This window comes from Sanguibacter gelidistatuariae, from assembly GCF_900096585.1.
Taxonomy (GTDB): Bacteria; Actinomycetota; Actinomycetes; order Actinomycetales; family Cellulomonadaceae; genus Sanguibacter; species Sanguibacter gelidistatuariae.
In genome coordinates this window covers 24,155-48,697 of sequence record NZ_FMYH01000003.1, presented here as the reverse complement: position 1 = coordinate 48,697, position 24,543 = coordinate 24,155, and the positions used below count along the sequence as shown (strand labels likewise).

Genomic DNA, 24,543 nt, shown 5'->3' with positions numbered 1-24,543 from the left:
GCAGATCATGCTCGCGTGATGAGGTCGTCCGGTCCGAAGGCGTCAGGAAGCACCTCGGTCATGTCTTTGATACCGCGGGTGGTCTCTACGAGCAGCTCTGGTCCGCCGTGCTCCCAGAGCAGCTGGCGGCAGCGCCCGCACGGCATGAGGGTGTTGCCGTGGCCGTCCACGCAGGTGAACGCCACGAGCTTGCCGCCGCCGGAGGCCGCCAGCGCCGAGATCAGCCCGCACTCGGCGCACAGCACGACGCCGTAGGCCGCGTTCTCGACGTTGCAGCCGACGACGATGCGGCCGTCGTCGACGAGGGCCGCGGCACCCACCGGGAACTTCGAGTAGGGGGCGTAGGCCTTGGTCATGATGTCCTGGGCGGCGCTGCGCAGCGCCGCCCAGTCGATACCACGTGCGTCGTCCATCATCATTCCTTCAGATACGGTTCGCCAGCCGCCGCCGGGCCGCGCACACGACCCACGAGGCCCGCGACCGCGATGATCGTGACGACATACGGCAGCATGAGCATGAACTGGTTGGGGATTGGTGTCTCGAGGACTCCGAGGACCTGCTGGAGCTTGTCGGCGAAGCCGAACAGCAGGGCTGCTCCGAGCGACCCGATGGGCGTCCACCGGCCCAGGATCATCGCGGCAAGGGCGATGTACCCCTTTCCGGCCGTCATCTCCTGGCCGAAGGCCCCCACCGAACCGATCGTGAAGAACGCACCACCCAGTCCGGCAACCATCGACCCGAGGAGGACATTGCCCCAGCGGGTCCGGTTGACGTTGATGCCCACGGTGTCGGCGCCCTGCGGGTACTCGCCGACGGCGCGCACCCGCAGTCCCCAGCGGGTGCGGAACAACGCGACGGTGATGACGGCCACGGCGACGTACAGCAGATAGACGATGATCGACTGCCGGAACAGGACCGGTCCGATCACCGGGATCTCTGACAGCACCGGGATCGGGAGGGCCGCGAGTCGTGGCGGCGAGTTGAGAGTGCCAGCGTTCTCCTTGAGCACCGAGCTGAACAAGAAGCTTGTCAACCCGACCGCGAAGACGTTGAGCACAACACCGACGATGATCTGGTTGACTGCGTACTTGACCGTGAAGAGCGCGAGCATCACGCCGATGAGCAAGCCCGCGATGGGTGCAGCCAACAGACCCACGTAGGCGTTCCCCACCATGGAGGCCACGACCGCGGCACCAAAGGCGCCAGTCAGCAGCTGGCCCTCGATGGCGATGTTGACCACGCCGGCTCGCTCATTGAGCACCCCGCCGAGGGCACCGAAGGCCAGCGGGACCGCGAGGAGAAGCGACCCTTGGAGCAGGCTCACCAAGGAGGTGCTCTTGTCTGCGACGGCCCAGACCAAGAACGTGAGCACCCAGATGACCCCGAAGAGTGCGGGGACCCACCGGCCGACGCGCTGGCTTGCCCGCACGCGCACGAAGGAGTAGGCCGCGAGGAGCAGGGACGCCAGGGAGAGGATGATGGCGGTCGCCCTCGAGGGCAGTGCCACGGGGTCGAAGGTCACGAAGTCGGTGCTCGTCGACAGGCCAAACCTTGTGGTCTGTCCCGACGGAGCGAGGAGCCCGAAGAGGATCAGGGAGAGCACACCGAAGATCGCGAGGGTGATGGGGAGCTTCCAGCTCCGCTTGGCTGTGACCGCGGGGGCCTTGGTGACCAATTCTGTTGAGGCGGTCATGCGCTGACTCCCTTCACGAGGGCCGGGTTCGGAACCGGAAGGCGGAAGATCGCCCTGATCAGCGGCGGCGCGGCGATGAACAGCACCACGAGCGACTGGATGACCAGCACGATGTTGATCGGCGTGCCGGTCGCGCCCTCCATGGTGCGGCCACCGACGTTGAGGCCTGCATAGAGGAGACCTGCGAGGAAGATCCCCAGCGGTTTGGACCGCCCGAGGAGCGCCACGGTGATGGCATCGAATCCGATCGATCCGGCGATCCCTCCGGTGAGGGCCCTCTCCGTGCCCAGGATCTGTACCGCGCCTGCCAGCCCGGTCAGCGCACCCGAGACGACCATGACCAGCACGAAGGACGACGAGACAGCCATGCCCGCGGTGCGCGCTGCGTGCGGATTGGATCCGACGGCCCGGAAGCGGAAGCCCCAGGTCGATCGGGTCATGAGCCACCAGACGAAGACCGCCGCGAGGATCGCCACGAGGAATCCTGCATTGAGGCGGAACTGGTCACCGAGGAGCAGCGGCAGCTGTGCGGTCGCCTTGACTCCAGGGCTCTTCGGCTGGTTGGAACCTGCTCGGGTGAACGCGGACGTCGTGAGCAGGAACGCCACGAGGTACAGCGCGACGTAGTTGAGCATGATCGTGACGATCACCTCGTGCGCGCCCGTGCGGGCCCTGAGGAATCCCGCGATACCTGCCCAGACACCTCCGGCGAGCACGCCTCCGAGCAACGCGAGGAGCAGGTGCAGGACGGGGGGCAGCTGCCAGGCGAACCCGACGTAGCCACCGATGGCCGCTCCCATGATGACCTGCCCCTGGGCGCCGATGTTGAACATGCCGGCACGGAAGCCGACCGCCACGCCGAGTGCCGCGATGATCAGCGGTGTCGCCACGGTCATCGTCTCGGTGATGGGCTTGAGTGCCTTGGCCGCGGTCGTCGCCTCATAGTTGAAGACCGCGCCGCGGAACATCGCGGCGTACGCGTCGCTCACGGTGCTCCACGCGGCCGCGAAGAAGTCTCCGGGCTTCGCGAAGATGTACCCCGCTGCCGTGATGACGTCCTTGTTCACGGCGATGATGAGCAGGCCGCCGATGACGAGCGCCAGCACGAAGGCCAGGACGGTGACTCCGAAGTTTCCCGTGGTCACGTCGCGCAGCATCTGGGCGGTGCGACTGCCGCCCGCGTCTGGTTCGTGGCCCTTGTGCGGCGTGCGTGGTGTCGGCGCCTCGTCCACGGGGACGGGTTGCTGGTCGCTCACAGGGTCTTTCCCGTCTCGTCGTCGGTCGTCGGTGTGGTGTCGCTGCTCTGCGACTTGTTCGTCTGGTCGATGGCGTCGGCGAGGGGGACGCCGGCCATCATGAGCCCCAAGACGTCCCGCGGGGTCGCCGAAGGAACGATTCCGACGATCCGACCGCGGTACATGACCGCGATCCGGTCCGCCAGCTCGACGACCTCGTCGAGCTCGGTCGAGACGATGATGACGGGGGTTCCGCTGTCACGCTCCGTGACGATCCGACGATGCAGGAATTCGATAGATCCCACGTCGACGCCGCGGGTGGGCTGGTTGGCGATGAAGAGCTTGAGCGGGCGGGAGAGCTCCCGCGCCAGCACGACCTTCTGCTGGTTGCCGCCGGACAGCTTGCCGACGTGCTCGGCCGGGCCCTGGGTGCGGATGTCGAACTCGTCGATCCGTTGCACCGCGTTCCGGCGGATCTCCGGCAGGTTGAGCGCGATCCCGCGGGCGTAAGGACTCTTGTCATAGAGGTCGAGGACGAGGTTCTCCGCGACGGAGAAGTCGAGGACCAGTCCGTCAACCTTGCGATCCTCCGGAACAAACCCGATGCCCGAGCCGAGAGCCGCATCGGGACTGAGCCCGCGGAGCTCTCTGCCGTCGAGGCGGATCGATCCGGCCGCCGAAACCTGGAGTCCGATGATCGCCTCGGCGAGCTCGGTCTGGCCGTTGCCCTGCACCCCGGCGACGGCGAGGATCTCGCCTCGTGCGACGGAGAAGGAGACGTCGTCCACGGCCGCCTGTCCCGTAGGACTCAGGACGGTGAGGTTCTCCACGGTGAAGGTGACCTCACCGGGCACCGCGGGCGTCTTGTTGAGGCCCAGGGAGACGGCACGCCCGACCATCAGTGAGGCGAGCTCGCCTTCTGAGGCGGTGGGCGCGGCGGAGCCGACGACCTTGCCGCGACGAATCACGGTGATGACGTCGGCAACGGCCTTGACCTCGCGCAGCTTGTGGGTGATGAACACGATCGACGTGCCGGCTCCCTTGAGCTGACGCATGATGTCGATGAGCTCGTCGGTCTCCTGTGGGGTGAGCACGGCGGTGGGCTCATCGAGGATGAGAATCTTGGCGTGGCGAGCAAGTGCCTTGACGATCTCGACGCGTTGTTGGACGCCGACCGGCAGATCTTCCACGACGGCGTCGGGGTCGAGGCCAAATCCAAAGCGCGCGGAGAGCTCACGCACTCGTTCGCGCGCGGCATCAAGGTCGAGGAACCCTCCACGCTTGGTCTGTTCGTGACCGAGCATGACGTTCTCGGCGACTGTGAACACGGGCACCAGCATGAAGTGCTGGTGGACCATCCCGATGCCGGCGGCGAGCGCGTCGCCGGGGCCTCGGAAGGTTGTGACGACGTCATCGATCGCAATGTCACCCGCATCGGCCTGGTAGAGCCCGAAGAGCACGTTCATGAGCGTGCTCTTCCCGGCTCCGTTCTCCCCGAGCAGTGCGTGGATCTGGCCTTCCTCAACGACGAGGTCGATGTGGTCGTTCGCGACGAGCGGTCCGAACGACTTGGTGATCCCCCGCAGTTCTAGCTTCACGTGCATTCTCCTTCTGGGTGCGCAAGCCGCCTCGCTTGCGACAGTAGCCCTGAACCAGCCAAGCCGGCCCGACGAAGGTCGGGCCGGCTTGGCTGCCTGAATCATGGATGATCACGGGGAGCTGGGGGACTCCACGACGATCGAACCGGAGATGATGTCCTTGCGGAGCTGGTCGACCTTGTCCTTGAGCTCCTGGGGAACCTTGGCGTCGAAGTCATGGAACGGGGCAATGCTGACCCCACCGTTGTCGAGCGTCCCGACGTACGGGTCAGCGGAGAACTTGCCGGCGGAGGATGTGGTGATGGCGTCCTCGACCGAGGCGCCGATCTCCTTGACCACGGAAGTCAGGATGATGTCGGCGTACGTCGGGTTGCTCACGGCTCCGTCGGTGTCGACCCAGATCACTGAGACGTCCTTGGCGTCGCGGGCTGCGGCGAGCGAACCCGCTCCGACAGGACCGGCCACGGGCATGATGATGTCCGCGCCCGCGTCGATGAACGTCTGGGTGAGCTGCTGACCCTTGGACTGGTCGTCGAAGTCTCCGGTGAAGGAACCGTTCTGCTTCGCCTTGTCCCACCCAAGAACCTTCACGGTGGTTGCGTTGTCCTCGTTGTACTTCGCGACACCGTCGACGAAGCCGTCCATGAAGATGGTGACCGACGGGATCTGGATTCCGCCGAACGTCGCGACCGTTCCGGTCTTGGTCATCCCTGCGGCGACGTAGCCCGCGAGGTAGGCGGCCTGGGCCGTGTCGAAGCTCAGCGGCTTGACGTTGTCGAGCTCGATGGGGTTGTTGTCTGCGTCTGCGGCGGTCGAGTCCACGATGGCGAAGTCCACGCCGGGGTTGGCCTTCGCGGCGTCTCCGGTCGCGGTTGCCAGGAGGTAGCCGACGGTGACGATGATGTTGCAGTTCTGCGTGACGAGGTTGTCGATGTTCGGAGCGAAGTCCGAGTCGGTCTTCGACTCCTGGGTCGCCGTCTCGATGCCGAGGGTCTTCGCCGCCGCCTTGAGACCGTCGATGCCTGACTCGTTGAACGACTTGTCATCGAAGCCACCGGCGTCGGAGACCATGCAGGCCTTGAAGTCGATGCTCTCGGCAGCGGCCGTGGTGGTCGCGCCTGCCGAGGTCGTGGGGGTGTCGTCCGGCGCGCTGCCGCACGCCGTCAGGGCCAGCGCTGCCACGGCGGTGACCGCCGCGAACTGAGCAACTCTCTTCACGTGAACTCCAGGTTAGCTTGTTGAGGAGCGGCCCGGTCAGGTCTAGAGCGCGCCAGCGACGATGCTGGGACATGCTCACGGACCGGGCAGCCCTTTGTTCACCTGAACACTAGTGGTGGCCACGTTAACGGACGGTTACCAGGGCGTAACAAGCGCCCTTCGTTATGCAACTGCAAGCAGCGTCTACGGACTGAACTCGGGCGTCCGTATCGTGAGATTTTCAGGCCGGGCGAGCCCTCTACCGTCCGGTCACCGCGACCCGCGCCAGCAGCGCGACCCCGGCGCTGATCGCCCGCTCGTCCACCTGCATGTCGCCCTGGTGGATGTCGAAGGTGCGCCCGCCCGGGGTGCGGGTACCCAGCCGGGCCATCGCACCGGGGACCTTCGTCAGATACCAGGCGAAGTCCTCCCCACCCAGGGACTGCTCGGTGAGCAGAACCGACTGCGGGCCGAGCACCTCGCGCGCGGCCGCCTCGAGCGCCGTCGTGCACAGCTCGTCGTTCTCGACCGGGGGCACACCGCGGTGGTGAACCACCTCGACGCCGACGCCGTAGGGCGCGGCGACCTGCTCGACGGCGTCGTGCAGCACCTGGGCGGCCTGCTCCCAGGCGCGCACGTCGAGGCAGCGCAGCGTGCCGCGGACGGTCCCGGTCGTGGGGATCGCGTTGTGCGCCTGCCCGGCGGCGACCGCGCCCCAGGTGAGGTTGACGCCCGAGCGCGGGTCGAGCCTGCGTCCGAGCACGGCCGGGACCTGGGTGATGATCTGGCCGAGGGCGTAGACGACATCGCCGGTCAGGTGCGGGCGGGACGTGTGCCCTCCGGGCGACGTCACGGTCACTGTGACCTCGTCGGATGCAGAGGTGATCGGCCCGATCCGGGTCCCGATGCTCCCCACGTCGACCTTCGGGTCGCAGTGCACCGCGTAGATCTCGTTCACGCCGTCGAGCACGCCCTGGTCGAGCAGGTCGAGGGCGCCGCCGGGCTGGACCTCCTCGGCCGGCTGGAAGATCAGCCGGACCGGGCGGGTCAGCTCGCCGGCCCGGTGCAGCTCGGCCAGGACCAGCCCGACGCCGAGCACGATCGTCGAGTGCACGTCGTGGCCGCAGGCGTGGGCCATCCCGTGCACGGTCGAGGTGAAGGGCAGCCCCGTGGTCTCCACGAGCGGCAGCGCGTCGATGTCCGCGCGCAGCGCGACCCGGCGCAGCCCGGTCAGCGCGGGGCTCGGGCCGATGTCACAGGTGAGACCGGTCCCGGCGAGCAGGCGCGGCTCGAGGCCCGCGCGGGTCAGCCGGTCGGCGAGCAGCGCCGTCGTGCGGGTCTCGGTGCGGCCGACCTCGGGGTGGGCGTGGATGTCGCGGCGGATCGCGATCAGCTCCTCGTGGAACTGCTCGGCTAGCTCGACGACCCGGGCGGCGGTAGCAAATTGACTCACCTCTTGAGGTTAGTCCGCCCCCGCGCACGGGACCTGCGGCGTTCGCCCGCTGATACCGGGCACTGTGCCAGCGCACGGCCCGAGGACCGCCCGACGACGCACACGCGGGCTAGAGCAGCTCCTCGAGCCCGCGCTCGCGGAGCTCGGCGACCATGTCCTTGACCTGTTGGGCGCGCGCCCGCGTGGTGACCAGGAGCGCGTCGGGGGTGTCGACCACGACGACGTCGTCGAGGCCCAGGATGGTGATGACGCGCTTGCCCGAGGGGACCACGACGGAGCCGGCACTCTGCACCCGGATGACCTGGCCGGCGTCGCCCAGGACCTTCGAGCCCGCCTCGTCGTCGGCCGGGAGCAGCGCGGCGAGGGAGTTGAAGTCGCCGACGTCGTCCCAGCCGAAGTTCCCCGGGACCACGACGACGCCGCCGGCGTCGGCCACGGGCTCGGCGACGGCATGGTCGATCGCGATCTTCTCCAGACCGGGCCACACCCGGGCCAGGACCTCGTCGCGCTCGGCGGTGTCCCAGGCTTTGGCGATGGCGATCAGGCCTGCGTGCAGCGCCGGGCGCTGCGCGGCGAGGTGGCCCAGCAGGACCGACGTCTTTGTGATGAAGATGCTGGCGTTCCAGCGGTACTCCCCCGTGGCGAGGTAGCGCTGGGCGGTGATCGCGTCCGGCTTCTCGGTGAAGCCCTCCACGCGCAGCGCGCTCGGCGCGCCGTCCAGGCCGAGCGGCGCGCCGCTGTGGATGTAGCCGAAGGCCGTCGACGGGCGCGAGGCCGCGATCCCGATCGTGGCGACGTAGCCCTCCTGCGCGGCCCGCACGCCCTCGCGGACGGCCTGCTCGAAGGCCGCAGCACCGGTGATGACCTGGTCGGCGGCGAAAGAACCGATGACCACGTCGCCGTGGCGTTCGGCCACGACCGCCGCAGCGAGCCCGATGGCCGCCATGGAGTCGCGCGGTGAGGGCTCAGCGAGGATGTCCGCGGCGGCGACCTCGGGCAGCTGGGCGCCGACTGCGGCGGCGTGCGCAACCCCGGTGACCACGACGACGCCGGCCGGCCCGGTCAGCCCGGCGATACGGTCGACTGTGGCCTGGATGAGAGTCCGGCCAGAGCCGGTCAGGTCGTGCAGGAACTTCGGCGACCCCGATCGTGACAGCGGCCACAGGCGCGTGCCCGCTCCGCCGGCAGGGATGACCGCATAAAAATCAGGGATAGGGCTCGTCGTCGAAGGCATGCTGCTGAGCATACTGAGTGCGGACCCAAGGGCCTCGATCGCGAGGTGAATTAGGTCACGATTGCGCGCTGACGTCCCGTGGCGCGGGGTTGCCGACCGACCCACCACAGAATATTCACTACAGTGGGCAGTGACAGACGGTTCTGGACAACGTTGCCCAGGACCTCCACGGGAGCACCGGACTTGCCAGTTCCGCCCCCCTGATCTCGCCACAGGAGGCGCCCAAGTGCCTAGTGCACCTGCTGGCACGTTGTACCGCGGCCGCGAAGGCATGTGGTCATGGGTCGCGCATCGCGTGACCGGCGTGCTGATCTTCTTCTTCCTACTCGTCCACGTCCTCGACACCGCACTCGTGCGGGTCTCCCCCGAGGCGTACAACGCGGTGATCGGCACCTACCAGACGACCATCATGGGTCTGGGCGAGGCCGGCCTCGTCGCCGCGATCGTGTTCCATGCCTTCAACGGTATCCGCATCATCCTGGTGGACTTCTGGGCCAAGGGTCCTAAGTACCAGCGCACGATGCTCTGGATCGTGGTGGGACTCTTCGTCGTCACCATGGCGGGGTTCTTGCCCCGCCACCTCATGAACGTCTTCGGTGGGGGCAACTGATGACCACGACCAACGCACCCACGCTGTCCGACCCGCGTGACCCCTACAAGCGGCTCAAGACCACCCGGTCGAACTACGAGCTGTACGGCTGGGTCTTCATGCGCGCCTCGGGCGTCATCCTCCTGGTCCTGATCTTCGGCCACCTCTTTGTCAACCTCATGGTCGGCGACGGCGTGCACGCGATCGACTTCGCCTTTGTCGGCGGCAAGTGGACGAGCCCCTTCTGGCAGGTCTGGGACCTGCTCATGCTGTGGCTCGCGATGATGCACGGCACCAACGGTGTCCGCACGATCATCAACGACTACGCCGAACGCCCCCTGGTGCGGTTGTGGCTGAAGATCTTCCTGTACGCCGCCTTCGTGATCGTGACGGTTCTGGGCACGCTCGTGATCTTCACGTTCACCCCTTGCCCCCTCGGTGCACCAGCGGATCTGCTCCCCTCGATCTGCTTCAAGTAGTTCTTTTCTCCCCCACTTACTCGTCACGAGGAGGCATCGTCCCCGATGCAAACCCATCAGTACGACGTCGTGATCGTCGGCGCTGGCGGCGCGGGAATGCGCGCCGCCCTGGAGTCTTCCGGCCAGGTGCGCACTGCGGTCATCTCGAAGCTCTACCCCACCCGGTCCCACACGGGCGCTGCCCAGGGCGGCATGTGCGCCGCCCTGGCCAACGTCGAAGAGGACAACTGGGAGTGGCACACCTTCGACACGGTCAAAGGCGGTGACTACCTCGTCGACCAGGACGCCGCGGAGGTCATGGCCAAGGAGGCCATCGAGGCCGTGCTCGACCTCGAGCGGATGGGGCTGCCGTTCAACCGCACCCCCGAGGGCAAGATCGACCAGCGTCGCTTCGGTGGGCACACCCGTAACCACGGCGAGGCCGCCGTGCGTCGTGCGTGCTACGCCGCCGACCGCACCGGTCACATGATCCTGCAGACGCTGTACCAGAACTGCATCAAGCAGGACGTCGAGTTCTTCAACGAGTTCTACGTCCTCGACCTCATCGTCGACCACGACCTCTCCGCGGGCCACGTGCCCGACGGCGAGACCGTCAACGCGACCGGCGTGGTCGCCTACGACCTCGCCACGGGCGAGATCCACATCTTCCAGGCCAAGGCGATCATCTTCGCGACCGGTGGCGCCGGCAAGATCTTCAAGACGACGTCCAATGCCCACACCCTCACCGGTGACGGCATGGCGCTCGCCTTCCGCCGCGGCCTGCCGCTCGAGGACATGGAGTTCTTCCAGTTCCACCCGACCGGCCTGGCCGGCCTGGGCATCCTGCTCTCCGAGGCTGCCCGCGGTGAAGGTGGGATCCTGCGCAATGGTGAGGGTGAGCGCTTCATGGAGCGCTACGCACCGACCATCAAGGACCTCGCGCCCCGCGACATCGTGGCGCGGTCCATGGCCAACGAGGTCCGCGAGGGCCGCGGCGCCGGACCGAACAAGGACTACGTCCTGCTCGACCTGACCCACCTCGAGCCCGCGCACATCGACGCCAAGCTCCCCGACATCACCGAGTTCGCCCGGACGTACCTGGGCATCGAGCCCTACACAGAGCCGATCCCGGTGTACCCCACCGCCCACTACGCGATGGGTGGGATCCCCACGAACATCGTGGGTGAGGTGCTGCGCAACGACACGGACATCGTCAACGGCCTCTACGCCGCCGGTGAGGTCGCCTGCGTGTCGGTGCACGGCTCCAACCGCCTGGGCACCAACTCGCTCCTGGACATCAACGTCTTCGGCAAGCGTGCCGGCCGCGCGGCCGCCGCATACGCCAAGACCGCGGAGTTCCGCGAGCTCCCCGAGAACGCCGCCGACCGCACGATCGCCCAGCTCGAGGAGATGCGCGAGCGTCCCGACGGCGAGCGGGTCTCCGACGTCCGCACGGCCCTGCAGGTCACGATGGATGCGAACGCCCAGGTGTTCCGCACCCACGAGTCCCTGGTCCAGGCCACGGACGACATCCGCGCCCTGCAGGCCCGGTTCAAGAACGTCTCGGTCCAGGACAAGGGCCGGATGTTCAACACCGACCTCCTGGAGGCCCTCGAGCTCGGCTTCCTGCTCGACATCGCCGAGACGGTCGTACTGGGTGCGCTCAACCGCAAGGAGTCCCGCGGCGGGCACTTCCGTGAGGACTTCCCCGACCGCGACGACGCCAACTACATGCGTCACACGATGGCCTACCGTCGTCCCCTCGACGGCAGCGAGGAGGCTACGGCGCTCGCTGAGGCCAGCCAGGGCGACATCACACCGGAGAACGCGTTCACGCATGTCTCCGACTTTGAGAACTACAAGGTCGTGCTCGGCTCCAAGCCGGTAGTCATGACCCGGTACGAGCCGATGGAGCGTAAGTACTGATGACTGCCACCCTCGATTCCTCCGCACCCACGGCGATCGGTGAGATCCCCAGCTTCAACGTCACAATCCGGCTGCGCCGCTACCTGCCCGAGACCGACCGCGGGGACGAGTCGTACTGGGAAGAGTTCGTCGTCCCGGTGCACGGCACCGACCGCGTGCTCGACGCACTGCACAAGATCAAGTGGGAGCAGGACGGCTCACTGACCTTTCGTCGCTCCTGCGCGCACGGCGTCTGCGGCTCGGACGCCATGCGGATCAACGGCCGCAACCGGCTGGCCTGCAAGACGCTCCTCAAGGACGTCAACCCGGACAAGCCGATCACCGTCGAGCCGATTAAGGGCCTGCCGGTGATCAAGGACCTCGTGGTGGACATGGAGCCGTTCTTCGCGTCCTTCCGCGAGATCATGCCGTTCCTGATCACGACCGGCAACCAGCCCAGCGGTGAGCGGATCCAGTCCGCCGAGCAGCGTGAGCGCTTCGACGACACGACCAAGTGCATCCTGTGCGCCGCGTGCACGTCGTCCTGCCCGGTGTTCTGGACCGACGGCCAGTACTTCGGCCCGGCCGCGATCGTCAACGCGCACCGCTTCATCTTCGACTCCCGCGACGAGGGCGCCGAGCAGCGCCTCGAGATCCTCAACGACAAGGAAGGCGTGTGGCGCTGCCGCACGACCTTCAACTGCACCGAGGCGTGCCCCCGTGGCATCGAGGTCACCAAGGCCATCCAAGAGGTCAAGCGGGCGATGATCACCCGGGCCTTCTGAGGTTCTTGCACGGCCCACAGTATCTGCACTGCCCGACGGCGGCCCCCACCCAGGGGCCGCCGTCGTCGCGTCTCCCCCTCCGGTACCGCCGCCTCGCCCACCTCGTGAATGGCTCGCCGAACTCGTGAGCCAGGCCCGTCTAGCGGGTCCAAACAGCGCTCGCTCACGAGTTCGGCGGATCGTTCACGAGCTCGGTGGGAACCGGGGCTCAGGGGCGTCGGCGGCCCACGAGGAAGCCAGCGAGGGCCGCCACGGTGAGCGCCGCCGATCGGCGTGCCCACGACGCTGCTGGGCGGGCGTCGTCGGGCATCGGCTCGGGGCGGGCGGGCGGGGCGAGCGGTCGTCCCTCCCGGGCCGCGATGATCGCGTCGAGGGCCACCTTCTCGTCCGCCTGCCGCTTGAGGATCTCGAGCGGCAGGTTCGCGGTGAACGCGGCGGCGGTCAGCACGATGCGGGCCGAGAGGTTGATCCAGATCAGCAGCGTGACGATCGCCGCGAAGGACGCCACGATCGGATTGGCCTCTGCCCCTCGGGCGACCACTGACGTCCCCAGGAATCGGATCACGCCGAATGCCACGGCGGCCAGCGCTGACCCCGCTAACAGGTCCTTGCGCGGAGGGCGGATGCCAGCGAGGAGCACGACGACGAGCGCAAAGGTGCCCATGTCGATCACGAAGGAGACCGCCGCGCCAGCCAGCGGCAACAACACCTTGCTCGTGTCCTCGATCCCCAGCAGGCCCAGCAGCCACCCGGTCGCAGAGCTCAGCACGATACCTAGGCCGGCCGAGACCAGCAAGGTCAGCCCCACGGTCACGAAGGCGCCGAGCTCGCGGGCCTTGGCCAGCAGTGCGTTGCCACCCCCCGGGGGGAGCCCGAACATGACCCGGACCGAGCTACGGATCGCCCCCATGCACGAGATGGCGCTGACCAGCAGGACGACGACGGCGATGATGCTGGCGAGGGTGAAGCCCGTGGACATGACGAGGGTGTCGGGGTTGATGAGACCGTCACCGCCACCGACCTGGATGAGCCCGGGCAGTGCCGAGTCGATCGACTTGAGCAAGGAGTCACGCAGCTCGGTATTCGTCCCGAGGACCGACATGAAGACGGTGTACCCGATGGTCAGACCCGCGAAGAGGGAGAAGATCGCCGAGTAGGCGATGCCGCCGCACAGCAGTCCGCCGTTCGCCTGGGAGTACCGGGTGAGCGCCCGGGCCGGTCGGGTGCCGTTCCACCACTCCAGGATCGCCTGGACCCGCTTCATCAGGCTCGCGATGGTCGCAGTCACCTGGACAGACTATGAGTCTGTGCTGGGCGAGGCATCTTCGCCACGCCCGTCACCGAGGGCAAAACGGCGCACCGGGCGCCACACGTTGTCGTCCCCGTGCTCGAAGAGCGAGATCGCCACGACCTCGAAGGCGGCCGCGTACTCACCCATCGTCTCGAAGGCCACGTCGAGCGCGATGTCAGGCACCTCGTGCGCGACGGTCACGTGCGGGTGGTAGTTGAACCGCAGTGTCTGCGTGAGCGGTCCCGAGCGCACGGCCCGCTCGAGCGACTCGCACTCGGCGATGCCCTGAGCAACCTGGACGAACACGACCGGCGAGACCGGACGGAAGGTCCCCGAGCTTCGCAGCCGCACCGTGAAGGGGGGGAACTGGTGCGCGATCGCCTCGAGGTGCGCGGCGACCTCGTCCATGTCGGCCGGCTCGACGACCGTCGGTCCGAGCAGCGTGATATGCGGTGGGATGAGATCGGCGAGCGGGTCGCCGAACTGCTTGCGCGCGCTCTGGAGCTCGGTGCCGAAGGGTTCTGGCACCTCGATCGCAACGCCGATCCGGCGTTGCTCCCCGACGCGCTCGGGGAAGATCACGACGTGGGCCGCACAGCCGGCAGCAGACCGACGCGGTCGTAGACCCTGCTGAGCGTGACGCTGGCGAGCTCACGGGCCTTGGCCGCGCCACGGGCGAGCAGCTGGTCAAGCTCGGCCGGGTCGGAGAGGTAGTGGTCGACCTTCGCCTGGAAGGGGGTGAGGAAGTCCACCACCACGTCAGCCAGGTCGACCTTGAGATTCCCGTACTGCTTGCCGGCGTACTCGGCCTCGAGGGCCTCGATGGTCTGACCGGTCAGCGCGGAGTAGATCGTCAGGAGATTGGACACCCCGGGCTTGTTCTCCCGGTCGAAGACGATGTCGCTCCCGGCGTCGGTCACCGCGGACTTGATCCGCTTGGCGGAGACCTTGGGATCGTCCAGCAGCCAGATCGTGCCCTTGCCCGTCGCGGACTTGCTCATCTTCGCGGTCGGTTCCTGCAGGTCGTAGATCTTCGCGACCGCCTTGACGATGTGCGGCTCGGGGACCACCGCGGTGCCCTCACCGAAGCGGGAGTTGAGCCGCTCGGCGATGTCCCGGGTGATCTCCAGGTGCTGACGCTGGTCTTCGCCCACCGGGACCAGAGCCGCGTCGTAGAGGATGATGTCTGCGGCCATGAGCACCGGGTACGTGAAGAGACCGACCGTCGTGCCGTCGGTGCCCTGCTTGGCGGACTTGTCCTTGAACTGGGTCATCCGGCTCGCCTCGCCGAAGCCCGTCTGACAGGACAGGATCCAGGCCAGCTCGGTGTGCTCGGGGACGTGCGACTGGACGAACAGCGTCGAGCGATCCGGGTCGACGCCCCCGGCGAGGTACTGGGCCAGGGTCCGCCGGGTGCGCTCGCGCAGCTTGGCGGGCTCCGGGTTGACGGTCAGCGCGTGCAGGTCCGCCATCATGTACAGCGTGTCGTAGGAGTCCTGGAGGGCCACCCACTGGGTCAGCGCACCGATGTAGTTGCCAAGGGTGAGCGAGTCGTCGGTGGGTTGCATCCCCGAGAGAATCCGGGGGCGCTGTGCGTCGTTGGCCATCTACTCATTCTGGCAGCATGACGACGCTTTCTCCGAATCTCAGGTCGCCTCGGCGTCGAAGGGAGCGAGCGCTCCCACGTCGAGAGCAGGCTTCTGCTCCGGCCAGCCCTGGGCCGACGCCGGTTCGCCGACCTCGGGTGAGGCGGACGACGTCGCGCCGGCAGCCGCGTGGTCGGCTGCAGCCAGGCCCGCCGCGGCGCTGGCCGCACCGGCGGCCTTCGCCTTGACCCGCGGGTCGAGGATCGTGTCTTCCAGGAGCGCGTCGCGGACGATCCGCCGCGGGTCGTAGCGCCGTGGGTCGAGCTGGGCCCAGTCGACCTCGCCGATCTCGGGCCCGAGCTCCTCGGAGACCTTGACCTTGGCGTCGGCCATGAAGGTCTTCGCCTTGCGCACGATGCCCGCGAGCTGCTCCGCGTAGCCGGGCAACCGTTCCGGGCCGATGACGAGGACGGCGATCACCAGAAGGATGATGAACTCACCGCCGTTGATACCAAACATCGTCAGTCTTCCTTGCTGGTTGCCGTGTCGAGCACGATCGAGACGTCACGCTCATCATCGCCCGTGCGCACGCGTAGTACAACAGTGTCCCCCGGCGCCTTCGCGCGGATGGCCACGATGAGCTGGTCGGACTGGGTCACGGGCCGGCCGTCGACCGCGAGGATCACGTCCCCTGCTTTGATGCCAGCAGTCTCCGCCGGGCCGCCCGGGGTGACCGCGGGCTGCCCGTTCTGGGCCGAGGTGACGACCTGGACGCCCTCGCCGTCGTAGGCGGAGTCGAGCAGAACGCCGATGATCGGATAGGTCGCGGACCCGGTCGCGATGATCTCGTCGGCGGTGCGGCGCGCCTGGTTCGACCCGATCGCGAAGCCGAGCCCGATGTTGCCTGCCGCGAACGTACCGGGTGGCTGGGCGATCGCGGAGTTGATGCCGATCACTTCGCCCGATCCGTTGACCAGCGGTCCCCCGGAGTTGCCGGGGTTGATCGCCGCGTCCGTCTGGAGCGCGTTGATGAACGCCGTGTCCGCGCTGTCCCCGGCCGTGACGGGCCTGTTCAGCGCACTGATGATGCCGCTCGTGACCGTTCCGTCCAGGCCGAGGGGAGCGCCGATCGCGATCACCGGGTCCCCCACGACAACGGAGTCGGAGTCGCCGAGGACAAGCGGTGTGAGACCGTCGCGATCGACGCGGATGACCGCCAGGTCATAGTCGGAGGTCCGCCCGATGAGCGTGGCCTCCTCCTCCGACCCGTCGACGAAGGTCACCCGGATGGTCCCCGTGGGCACCGCGCCGGCGATCACGTGGTTGTTGGTGAGGATGTAGCCGTCCTCACGGATGATGAAGCCAGAGCCGGTGCCCTGTCCGTCCGCTCCCGCGACGTGGATCGAGACGACGCTCGGCGCGACGGTCGCCGCGATGTCCGCGATCGACCCGTCCGGTCGGGTGATGTCAGGGTTGGCCGAGATGGTCGGCAGCGGCTGCCCCGGGTTGGTATCGAAGTGGTCCCAGGCACGCTGACCGGCGATGCCACCGACCGCGCCCATCACGAGCGCGCCCACCAGCAGTGCGCCTACTGTCCCGGCGCCGACAGCCTTCCGGCGGGACGTCTTCGGCGTGGCCGGTTCCCCCGTCTCCCCGCTCTGCTCGAACCAGGCCTGCACTCCCGTCCACTGCTCGGCCGCGGGATCGGGCTGGCCAACGCTCTGGTTGGCGGGATCGACGCCTGGTTCGGGCTGCTCGCCCACCGCACCGGCCGGTGCATAGCGGGAGTGTTCCGGCTGCGGCACGTAGGGCGAGGCACTGTTCGACGGCGCAGCGAACGACGGTGCACCATGCCCCGGCGGCAGCGGCACCGGCGGCAGCTGAGCGGGCTGCTGCGGCTGAGCGAGCTCAGGCTGAGCAGGCTGAGGCTCGGCGGGGTTCTGCTCAGTCACGAGAGCACTCCTGTCAGTGTGGACCAGCCGCGCTCGACGCGCGCCTGGAACCCCGTGTCGAACTCGTCGACCGAGAACGTGGAGACAAGTTGTAGCACGTCGTCCAGGGAAGCCGCTGAGACCAGGTCGATCACGGTGTCCGAGGACTGCCACACCAGGTGCAGCGGCTCGGCCGAGATCACGTACACCGGAGAGCCGCCAACCGCGACGCTCTCCAGCTCGTCGAGCAGGATCGGGGACAGCTGCCCCTTCTGCTCGCGGATCACCACGTCACCGATCGGGCTCTCCAGGTCCACCTCAAGCACCGTCGCGTCCGAGCCGGTGAAGCGCAGCGACCGGACCTGCAGACCCGCCGGCAGCGCGTCCGGCCGGGGCCAGCCCTCGACCTGCATCCACTCCAGCACCTCGTGGTCGTAGCCGCCAGGCCCATCAGCCCAGTCGGAGCCATCGCCGGCGCTCGCCGTCACGACGGCCGGGCTCACGTCCGGGGTCCACTGGACCGCCCCAGCGAGCGCGGTGAAGGCGTCCGCCGGGTACCGGGCGGGAGTCACAACCGGGCGTGAGCCGAGTGCAAAGAGCCCCGAGGCGGCCACCCCGGTCGCGACGAGCGCCGCCGCCACAACCCGGCGTCGGCGCCGCAGCACGGCGCGCGGCGGGCCGCCGAGAGACAGGTCACCGCTCGGCAGGTCCCCGCACAGGGCCTGCCACCGCGGTGGCAGTCGCTGCGGCTCGGCGAAGCGCACGGCCGCGCCCACCACGCCCGCCGCTCCCCCACCGTGGGCGACCGGCTCGGTCTGGGCGGCGAGCGCGAGCAGCCGGTTCATGAACTCCGGAGCCGGACAGACGTCGCCCAGCCCGCTGCTCAGCACGCGCCGGGTGGCCCGCGCCGAGCGCACCTCGTCCGCGCAGTCCATACAGCCCGCCAGGTGAGAAACCGCTCGGTCGGTAGCCGCCGCATCGAGCTGGCCGTCGACGAGAGAACTCACCCGTGAGCCCAGATGGGCACTCACGCAGCCCCGCCGGCGGACCGGGCGGTCGCGTTCTCCGCCGCCGCGAGCTCGTCGAGGGGGTTGATCTTAGTGAGCTCGACGCCACCTCCGGGGCGCACCGGCGCGCGGTGGGCGAGCAGCAGGCGCAGCTGAGCCCGAGCGCGGTGGATCCTAGACCGCACGGTCCCCAGCTTGATCCCGAGCGTGACCGCGATCTCCTCATAGGAGAGCCCCTCGATGTCGCACAGCACGACGGCGGCGCGGTACTCGGGGGTGAGCGCGTCGAGCGCCCGCTGGATGTCGTGGTCGAGGTTGGCGTGGGCGTAGCCGCGCTCGGGGTCGTGCAGGTCGCCCTGGGCCGGGTACATCGCGGCGTCGTCGCCCATCGCGTCCATCCGGATGCGCTGCTTGCGGCGCGCCTGGTCCAGGAACAGGTTGGTCGTGATCCGGTGCAGCCACCCCTCGAAAGTCCCGGGGGTGAAGTTCTGGAGCGAGCGGAACACCCGGATGAAGACCTCCTGGGTCAGGTCCTCGGCGTCGTGCTGGTTGCCGGTGAGCCGGTAGGCCAGCCGGTACACGCGGGCGGAGTGGTCCTCGACGATCGACTTCCAGCTTGGCGGTTCCCAGGGCGCGACTGTGGCCGCCGTTCGGTCGTGCGCGCGGTCAGGAGCAGAAACATCGGATTCGAGCACCCACTCAGTGTCCCAGCAACTGCGGGTCGTTGTCTCATTCCTGTCCCATCCGCTGGGAACCTTCACCGGGTACGCACAGCAGAACCGGTGGGCACGATGCTGATCGTGCGGACAAGCCCGGCGCTGAGTGCGCAGGTGGGCGCGCTGGTCAGCAATCTGCCGCGGGCGGGTTGCGACGGTAGCATCGCCTCAGACCCGCGTCTGCGCCTATCACCCTTGGAGGGCACCATTTCCGCCGACAGAGCTCAGAGCTGGGCGTACGCCGAAGACTTCATCGCTGAGGACCCGGTCGTCCTCGGTGCCCGTGACCGCGCCGCACAGCTCGGCTGCTACTCGATCCTGCCCGGCGGGGCCGCTGCGCTGACGGTGCTGACGGCCGCGGTGGGTGCACGCGCCGTCGTCGAGGTGGGGACCGGGACGGGTGTGGCGAGCCTCGCGATGCTCCGCGGTATGGACGACGACGGCGTCCTCACCACGATCGATGTCGAGGTCGAGCACCAGCGCGCCGCGAAGAAGGCTTTCGCCGAGGCCGGGATCCGCGCCCCGCGGACCCGCACCATCTCCGGTCGCGCCCTTGACGTGCTGCCCAGGCTCACTGACGCTGCCTACGACCTCGTCTTCGTCAGCGCAGCCGAGACGAGCTGCGCCGCCTACGTCGACCAGGCCCTGCGGCTGCTCCGCGCGGGGGGGCTGCTCGTCGTCGACAACGCCCTGTGGGGTGGGCAGGTCGCCGACCCGGCCCGCCGTGACCCTGGCACGACCGCGGTCCGCGACGTCGGTCGCCAGCTGCGCGACGACGAGCGGGTGCTGCCAGCTCTGCTCCCGGTGGGCGACGGCCTGCTCGTGGCGGTCCGCCGCGCGGATTCCTGAACCAGCCGAGCCTACGAGCGAGGTCAGCCGAACGACCCGATGAGCCAGCTCAGGCGAGTGCGTCGATGAACCGCAGGAGCAGCCGCGCACCGTAGCCGGTGGCTCCCTTGGTGACCTCGTGGGCGGCGGAGGTGGAGCGCGCCGGTCCGGCGATATCCAGATGAACCCAGCGGCGTGAGCCCGTGAACTCGCGCAGGAACAGCGCCGCGGTGATCGCACCGCCCCCGGCTGCCTTGATCGGAACGTGGCGCAGGTCGGCCACCTCCGAGCGCAGCGCGGGGAGATAGTCCTCGACCAGGGGCAGCTGCCACACCCGCTCACCTGAGCCGCGGGCCGCCTCCTCGAAGGCGGTGACCAGATCGGCGTCGGCGCTGAACAGTGCGGCGTGAGAGCGCCCCAGGCCGACGCTCGCGGCTCCGGTGAGGGTGGCCACGTCGATCAGCAGGTCGGGAGCGAGCTCGGCGTCGGCATAGGCGAGGGCGTCGGCCAGCACGATGCGCCCCTCGGCATCGGTGTTCGCGATCTCGACGCGGGTCCCCCCGCGCAGCGTGAGCACGTCCCCGGGGCGGTAGGAGTCCGCGCCGACGTGGTTCTCGGCGAGCGGCAGCACCGCGGTCACGCGATGCGGGCTGCGGGCCTGTGACGCGCCGAGCACGGCGGCGAGCGCGACTGCGGCCCCGGCCATGTCCGTCTTCATCGGGACCATGGCCTCGCGGGGCTTGATCGAGAGGCCGCCGGTGTCGTACGTGATGCCCTTGCCGACGATCACGACGTGGCTGGCCCGGGCGGCGACGTCGGCGTCGAAGGGCGTGTAGCCGATCGTCACGAGCCGCGGGGGGCTGGCGGACGCTGCGCCCACGGCGAGGATCCCGCCGAAGCCGTCACGGGCCAACGCGGCCTCGTCCCAGATGATGACCTCGAGCCCCTCGGCCTCGGCGAGCTCGTCTGCGCGCTCGGCGAACCACTGGGGGGTCTTGATGTTGGACGGTGTGCTCGTGAGGTCTCGGACCAGCCATGTCGCCCACGCATGACGCGAGGCGACGTCGATCACGCGGTCGGGCACCTCCCCGAGCAGCACGAGCTGGTCGGCCGGCACGCGTGCGGGCTTGGCCGAGGACAGCCGTGGCGGAGTGTAGGAGGCGAGGAGATATCCCTCGATGAGGGCCCGGGCGTCGTCGTCGGACGCACCCGCGGCGATCGGGGACACGACACGGGCCAGGCCCGTGGTCGCGCGGGCCAGCGCCGCGCCGGCGCGGCGCAGGTCGGTCGTCGAGGACTGGCCCACCCCGACGAAGATGATGCGCTGGGCCAGGCCGGCCCACGGCAGCGCCTGAGCCGTCCCCGCGTGGGCGGTGGGCAGGTCGATCGTGTGGGTCGTGCCCGCGGAGCCGTTGAACGCCGCACGCTCGGCGAGCTCCGCGAGGTCGATGCCATAGCGCGCAGAGGCGTCAACCGTTCCGGCGCGCGGCTGGAGCTCGTCGTCCCCCTCGACCGGCGCGCCGATCGCGACCGCGATCGCGTCGACGTCACCGGAGTCGAGGAACGTACAGCTCGCAATCGTTCCCGCCGCGCTGACGACCTCGGGAACGGGCCGTCCGACAAAGCTCTCTGCGGCCTGAGCCGCGGCGTGAGAGGAAAAACCGGTCCGAGGGGACACGGTCAGCCCACGACCGCCTGCAGCGCCTCGCCCAGCTCGCTCGCCTCGACGGCATTGAGCTCGACCACGAGGCGGCCACCGCCCTCGAGCGGAACCCGCATGACGATTCCGCGGCCTTCCTTCGTGACCTCGAGTGGGCCATCACCCGTCCGGGGCTTCATCGCAGCCATTGGTGGCTCTCCATTTCCGTCGATACCGCCGTCAGTCTTCAGCCCATATTCTAGTTCACCCCAGGTGTGACCTGCGCCCTCGCTCGCCGAGAACACGTTCCTGGGACGAATATTCAGGTCACCAGGCGCCGCAGATGGTCATTCGATACCCCGGAGCACCCGTGCGGGGGCCAGGTCTGAGCGGATCGCCGCGGTCATGTCGAGCACCCGTCGGGTCGAGCGGACGTCGTGCGCGCGGAAGACCGCCGCGCCGAGCCAGGCGGCTACGGCCGTCGCGGCGAGCGTCCCTTCGAGCCGTTCGTCGGCGGGCAGGTCCAGGGTCTCCCCGACGAAGTCCTTGCGGGACAGCGCCATGAGGACCGGGAACCCGAGGTCCACCAGCCGGCCGGTGCTGCGCACGAGGTGCAGAGAGTGCCACGTGTTCTTGCCGAAGTCGTGGGTCGGGTCGACGAGGATCGACTCGCGGGCGACCCCGCAGTCGAGCGCCCGCTGGGCTGCCGCTGCGAGAGTGGCCAGGACAGACTGGATGACGCCGTCGCGCGGGTCGGTCCCGGCGGGGCTGCCCGGGGCGAGCGGGTAGCTCACCCTGAACGGGTCGGTGCGAGGCGCCGCGCCACCGGTGTGGGAGCACACGACGCCGACGCCGAGCTCGCCCGCGACCTCGACGAGGGTCGGGTCGTGCCCGGCCCAGGTGTCGTTGAGCAGGTCGGCGCCCACGCCGACGGCCTCTCGGGCCACCTCCGAGCGCCAGGTGTCGACGCTGACCAGCAGCTCGGGGAACTCCGCGCGGACTCGTTCCACGAAGGGCACGATCCGACGGATCTCCTCGGCTGAAGTCACCTCGGGTCCAGTTCCCGCGCGCACTCCCCCGATGTCGACGATCTCGGCCCCCTCGGTGAGGGCGAGCTCGACGGCCGCGAGGGCCGCGCCGTCGTCGAACTGGCGGGCCCCGGCGTAGAAGGAGTCGGTCGTGCGATTGACGATCGCCATGATCGCCGGGGCGGCGGCGCCCACCTGCCGGCCGCGCAGCACGAGCGGCGGCGCACGGTGCGGGACCGGGCCTCGGCCTTGGCCTTGGCCTTGGCTCAGTGGCGAATCTGGCAGGCTCACTCGACGACGTCGCCCATCGGTTCGGCGGCGTGCAGCGGGTCCGCCGTGTGCTGCTTGAGCTCGGCGACGCGGGCGGTGACGATCCGGACCGCCTCGTCGGCGTCGTCGACGATCGTGAAGATATTCAGGTCCTTGGGGCTGATCATCCCGCGATCGACGACCGCCGAGCTGAGCCAGTCCAGCAACCCGGTCCAGTAGTCGGAGCCGACGAGCACGATCGGGAACTCGGTGACCTTGTGCGTCTGGACGAGGGTGAACGCCTCGAAGAGCTCGTCGAGGGTGCCGAAGCCGCCGGGCAGCACGACGAAGCCGGAGGCGTACTTGACGAACATCGTCTTGCGGGCGAAGAAGTACCGGAAGTTGACGCCGAGGTCGACCCACTCGTTCATGCCCTGTTCGAAGGGCAGCTCGATACCGAGGCCGATCGACAGCCCGCCGGCCTCACGGGCGCCCTTGTTGGCCGCCTCCATGACGCCTGGGCCGCCGCCGGTGATGACGGCGAAGCCGTTCTCGACAAGACCGCGGCCCACCCTCTCCGCGATCGCGTAGTCGTCGTGGTCGGGCTTGGTGCGGGCCGAGCCGAAGACGCTCACGGCGGGTCCGACCTCGGCGAGGGCACCGAAGCCCTCGACGAACTCGCTCTGGATGCGCATGACCCGCCACGGGTCGGAGTGCACCCAGTCGGTGTCGTGCTGGCTGTCGAGGAGCCGTTGATCGGTCGTCTCGACCGGAATCTGTTCCCCCCGAAGGAGGACCGGTCCCTTGCGGTATCCCTTGCCGACCTGCGCCATTCCCTCATCAGTCATGCTCCCGAGCCTAACCTCTCACCCACCCCGCCCCGCCCCCGCTGAGTGCACGAAAATACGCGTGTCGCCCCGGCGTGTCGCGTACAAAATCGTGCACTCAGCGGAGGGACCGGGACGAGTGGGGGCGGGGGGCGGGTGGGGTCACGCCGTGAGCCAGGCGCGGAGGGCTGTGTAGCAGATCTCGATCTGGGACGCGGGGCAGTGCTCGTTGTCCTTGTGGGCCAGGAGCGGGTCGCCGGGGCCGAAGTTCACCGCGGGTATCCCCAGCTCGGCGAAGCGCGCGACGTCGGTCCAACCGTATTTGGGTGCGGGCACCCCGCCGGTCAGCGCGAGCACCGCCTCGGTGAACTCCGCGGCCAGGGGCGCATCGAGGCCGGGGCGGGCGCCCGGGGCCGCGTCGTCGACTGTGACCTCGAAGCCGTGGAACAGCGAGCGGACGTGGTCCACCGCCTCCGCAACAGAGCGGGAGGGGGCGAAGCGGAAGTTCACGGTGACAACGCACTCGTCCGGGATGACGTTGCCGGCCACCCCGCCGCGGATGCCGACGGCGTTCATCCCCTCGCGGTAGACCAGCCCGTCCACCTCGATCGACGCCGGCTGGTAGGCGGCGAGGCGGTTGAGCACCTCGCTCGCGGCGTGGATGGCGTTCGTGCCCATCCAGGATCGCGCCGAGTGCGCGGTCTCCCCCGGGACCCGCACGTGCACGCGCACGGTCCCGTTGCAGCCACCCTCGATGCCGGCGGCCGTCGGCTCGCACAGGACCGCGAAGTCGGCGTGCAGCAGCTCGGGTGCCTCGCGGGAGAGCCGGCCCAGCCCGTTGAGGGTCGAAGCGACCTCTTCGTTGTCGTAGAACACCCAGGTGACGTCCCGGGTCGGTGCGACCAGCTCGGCCGCGAGGGCGAGCTGGACGGCCACGCCGCCCTTCATGTCGACCGTCCCGCGACCCCAGAGCTCGCGGTAGGCCCCCTCGCCGACCACCCGCACCGGGAGGTTGTTCGCGATCGGGACGGTGTCGATGTGGCCGGCCACGACCACCCGCTGGGCCCGCCCGAGCGTCGTCCGGGCCACGATCGCGTTGGCGTTGCGCACCACCTCGAGGTGCCCGAGCTCGCGCAGCGCGGTCTCGATGAGGTCGGCGATGAGGGACTCGTCCCCGCTCACCGACGGCACGTCGCACAGCGTCCGGGTCAGCTTCACGACGCCGGAGGTCAGCTCGAGCGGGTGCACGACCGGTACGCCCTCACCTCCCGTCGCTGTGGGCTGGGCGGACTCG

24 protein-coding genes are annotated in these 24,543 nt (G+C 68.9%); 5 read left to right on the top strand and 19 right to left on the bottom strand.

What is annotated here, in order from left to right; genetic code table 11:
• Nucleotides 1-5: 5 nt before the first annotated feature.
• From BLQ50_RS07925 to BLQ50_RS07895, 7 genes are all read right to left on the bottom strand, one after another.
• Nucleotides 6-413, bottom strand: coding sequence for a cytidine deaminase (locus BLQ50_RS07925; RefSeq protein ID WP_093182729.1), 408 nt, complete (start codon nt 411-413; stop codon nt 6-8).
• A 2-nt stretch (nt 414-415) separates the two neighbouring features.
• A complete protein-coding gene (locus BLQ50_RS07920; RefSeq protein WP_093182727.1) occupies nt 416-1,693 on the bottom strand; it encodes an ABC transporter permease in 1,278 nt (425 codons plus the stop codon).
• A complete protein-coding gene (locus BLQ50_RS07915; protein ID WP_245700993.1) occupies nt 1,690-2,949 on the bottom strand; it encodes an ABC transporter permease in 1,260 nt (419 codons plus the stop codon). Before BLQ50_RS07915 ends, BLQ50_RS07920 begins: the two co-directional genes overlap by 4 nt.
• Complete coding sequence (locus BLQ50_RS07910) at nt 2,946-4,526, bottom strand: ABC transporter ATP-binding protein (protein ID WP_093182725.1); 1,581 nt, start codon at nt 4,524-4,526, stop codon at nt 2,946-2,948. The genes BLQ50_RS07915 and BLQ50_RS07910 overlap by 4 nt, the downstream gene beginning before the upstream one ends.
• A gap of 111 nt (nt 4,527-4,637) precedes the next feature.
• Nucleotides 4,638-5,744, bottom strand: a complete 1,107-nt coding sequence (locus tag BLQ50_RS07905) for a BMP family lipoprotein (protein ID WP_093182723.1) — start codon at nt 5,742-5,744, stop codon at nt 4,638-4,640.
• A 238-nt stretch (nt 5,745-5,982) separates the two neighbouring features.
• Entirely contained in the window at nt 5,983-7,176 is a 1,194-nt protein-coding gene (locus BLQ50_RS07900) for an amidohydrolase (RefSeq protein ID WP_093182722.1), read from the bottom strand.
• Nucleotides 7,177-7,285: 109 nt separating this feature from the next.
• Complete coding sequence (locus tag BLQ50_RS07895) at nt 7,286-8,410, bottom strand: mannose-1-phosphate guanylyltransferase (RefSeq protein WP_245700991.1); 1,125 nt, start codon at nt 8,408-8,410, stop codon at nt 7,286-7,288.
• A gap of 226 nt (nt 8,411-8,636) precedes the next feature.
• Between BLQ50_RS07895 and sdhC the strand changes: the two genes are divergently transcribed.
• Genes sdhC through BLQ50_RS07875 form a run of 4 tightly spaced genes read left to right on the top strand, consistent with a single transcriptional unit; the run spans nt 8,637 to nt 12,147 of the window.
• Nucleotides 8,637-9,020 (top strand): succinate dehydrogenase, cytochrome b556 subunit, encoded by a 384-nt coding sequence (gene sdhC, locus BLQ50_RS07890; protein ID WP_093182718.1) that lies wholly within the window; start codon nt 8,637-8,639, stop codon nt 9,018-9,020.
• Complete coding sequence (locus tag BLQ50_RS07885; protein WP_093182717.1) at nt 9,020-9,478, top strand: succinate dehydrogenase hydrophobic membrane anchor subunit; 459 nt, start codon at nt 9,020-9,022, stop codon at nt 9,476-9,478. The genes sdhC and BLQ50_RS07885 overlap by 1 nt, the downstream gene beginning before the upstream one ends.
• A 45-nt stretch (nt 9,479-9,523) precedes the next feature.
• Nucleotides 9,524-11,383 carry a succinate dehydrogenase flavoprotein subunit gene (sdhA, locus tag BLQ50_RS07880; protein ID WP_093182715.1) on the top strand — a complete coding sequence of 620 codons (1,860 nt, stop codon included), beginning with the start codon at nt 9,524-9,526 and terminating at the stop codon, nt 11,381-11,383.
• On the top strand, nt 11,383-12,147 hold the full coding sequence (locus tag BLQ50_RS07875) for a succinate dehydrogenase iron-sulfur subunit (protein ID WP_093182713.1): 765 nt from the start codon (nt 11,383-11,385) through the stop codon (nt 12,145-12,147). The genes sdhA and BLQ50_RS07875 overlap by 1 nt, the downstream gene beginning before the upstream one ends.
• 208 nt (nt 12,148-12,355) lie before the next feature.
• On the opposite strand, the gene BLQ50_RS07870 is transcribed toward BLQ50_RS07875, so the two are convergent.
• Genes BLQ50_RS07870 through sigE form a run of 7 tightly spaced genes read right to left on the bottom strand, consistent with a single transcriptional unit; the run spans nt 12,356 to nt 18,657 of the window.
• Nucleotides 12,356-13,435: a YihY/virulence factor BrkB family protein gene (locus tag BLQ50_RS07870; RefSeq protein ID WP_245700989.1), complete on the bottom strand. Its 1,080-nt coding sequence runs from the start codon at nt 13,433-13,435 to the stop codon at nt 12,356-12,358.
• Between the two features lie 9 nt (nt 13,436-13,444).
• Nucleotides 13,445-14,020 carry a 2'-5' RNA ligase family protein gene (locus tag BLQ50_RS07865; protein WP_093182711.1) on the bottom strand — a complete coding sequence of 192 codons (576 nt, stop codon included), beginning with the start codon at nt 14,018-14,020 and terminating at the stop codon, nt 13,445-13,447.
• A complete protein-coding gene (gene trpS, locus BLQ50_RS07860) occupies nt 14,017-15,045 on the bottom strand; it encodes a tryptophan--tRNA ligase (protein WP_093182709.1) in 1,029 nt (342 codons plus the stop codon). The genes BLQ50_RS07865 and trpS overlap by 4 nt, the downstream gene beginning before the upstream one ends.
• Before the next feature lie 39 nt (nt 15,046-15,084).
• Entirely contained in the window at nt 15,085-15,543 is a 459-nt protein-coding gene (locus tag BLQ50_RS07855) for a twin-arginine translocase TatA/TatE family subunit (protein WP_093182707.1), read from the bottom strand.
• 2 nt (nt 15,544-15,545) lie between these two features.
• Nucleotides 15,546-16,976: a S1C family serine protease gene (locus tag BLQ50_RS07850; protein WP_093182705.1), complete on the bottom strand. Its 1,431-nt coding sequence runs from the start codon at nt 16,974-16,976 to the stop codon at nt 15,546-15,548.
• Nucleotides 16,973-17,962, bottom strand: coding sequence for an anti-sigma factor family protein (locus BLQ50_RS07845; RefSeq protein ID WP_139185784.1), 990 nt, complete (start codon nt 17,960-17,962; stop codon nt 16,973-16,975). Before BLQ50_RS07845 ends, BLQ50_RS07850 begins: the two co-directional genes overlap by 4 nt.
• A gap of 20 nt (nt 17,963-17,982) precedes the next feature.
• Nucleotides 17,983-18,657 carry an RNA polymerase sigma factor SigE gene (gene sigE, locus BLQ50_RS07840; RefSeq protein WP_093182702.1) on the bottom strand — a complete coding sequence of 225 codons (675 nt, stop codon included), beginning with the start codon at nt 18,655-18,657 and terminating at the stop codon, nt 17,983-17,985.
• A gap of 228 nt (nt 18,658-18,885) precedes the next feature.
• On the opposite strand from sigE, the gene BLQ50_RS07835 reads away from it, so the two are divergent.
• The gene (locus tag BLQ50_RS07835; protein ID WP_245701053.1) at nt 18,886-19,527 is read left to right on the top strand and encodes an O-methyltransferase; all 642 of its coding nucleotides are present in this window, start codon (nt 18,886-18,888) and stop codon (nt 19,525-19,527) included.
• Nucleotides 19,528-19,576: 49 nt separating this feature from the next.
• Here BLQ50_RS07835 and BLQ50_RS07830 read toward each other — a convergent pair whose 3' ends face one another.
• The 5 genes from BLQ50_RS07830 to dapE form a co-directional block, all read right to left on the bottom strand.
• The gene (locus BLQ50_RS07830; protein WP_093182698.1) at nt 19,577-21,184 is read right to left on the bottom strand and encodes a leucyl aminopeptidase family protein; all 1,608 of its coding nucleotides are present in this window, start codon (nt 21,182-21,184) and stop codon (nt 19,577-19,579) included.
• A 2-nt stretch (nt 21,185-21,186) separates the two neighbouring features.
• Entirely contained in the window at nt 21,187-21,354 is a 168-nt protein-coding gene (locus tag BLQ50_RS07825) for a DUF3117 domain-containing protein (RefSeq protein ID WP_083942151.1), read from the bottom strand.
• A gap of 138 nt (nt 21,355-21,492) precedes the next feature.
• Complete coding sequence (gene folP, locus BLQ50_RS07820; protein ID WP_425424091.1) at nt 21,493-22,458, bottom strand: dihydropteroate synthase; 966 nt, start codon at nt 22,456-22,458, stop codon at nt 21,493-21,495.
• A gap of 2 nt (nt 22,459-22,460) precedes the next feature.
• Nucleotides 22,461-23,270 carry an LOG family protein gene (locus BLQ50_RS07815; protein ID WP_093182696.1) on the bottom strand — a complete coding sequence of 270 codons (810 nt, stop codon included), beginning with the start codon at nt 23,268-23,270 and terminating at the stop codon, nt 22,461-22,463.
• Between the two features lie 141 nt (nt 23,271-23,411).
• The gene (gene dapE / locus BLQ50_RS07810; RefSeq protein WP_175559089.1) at nt 23,412-24,497 is read right to left on the bottom strand and encodes a succinyl-diaminopimelate desuccinylase; all 1,086 of its coding nucleotides are present in this window, start codon (nt 24,495-24,497) and stop codon (nt 23,412-23,414) included.
• Nucleotides 24,498-24,543: the final 46 nt, after the last annotated feature.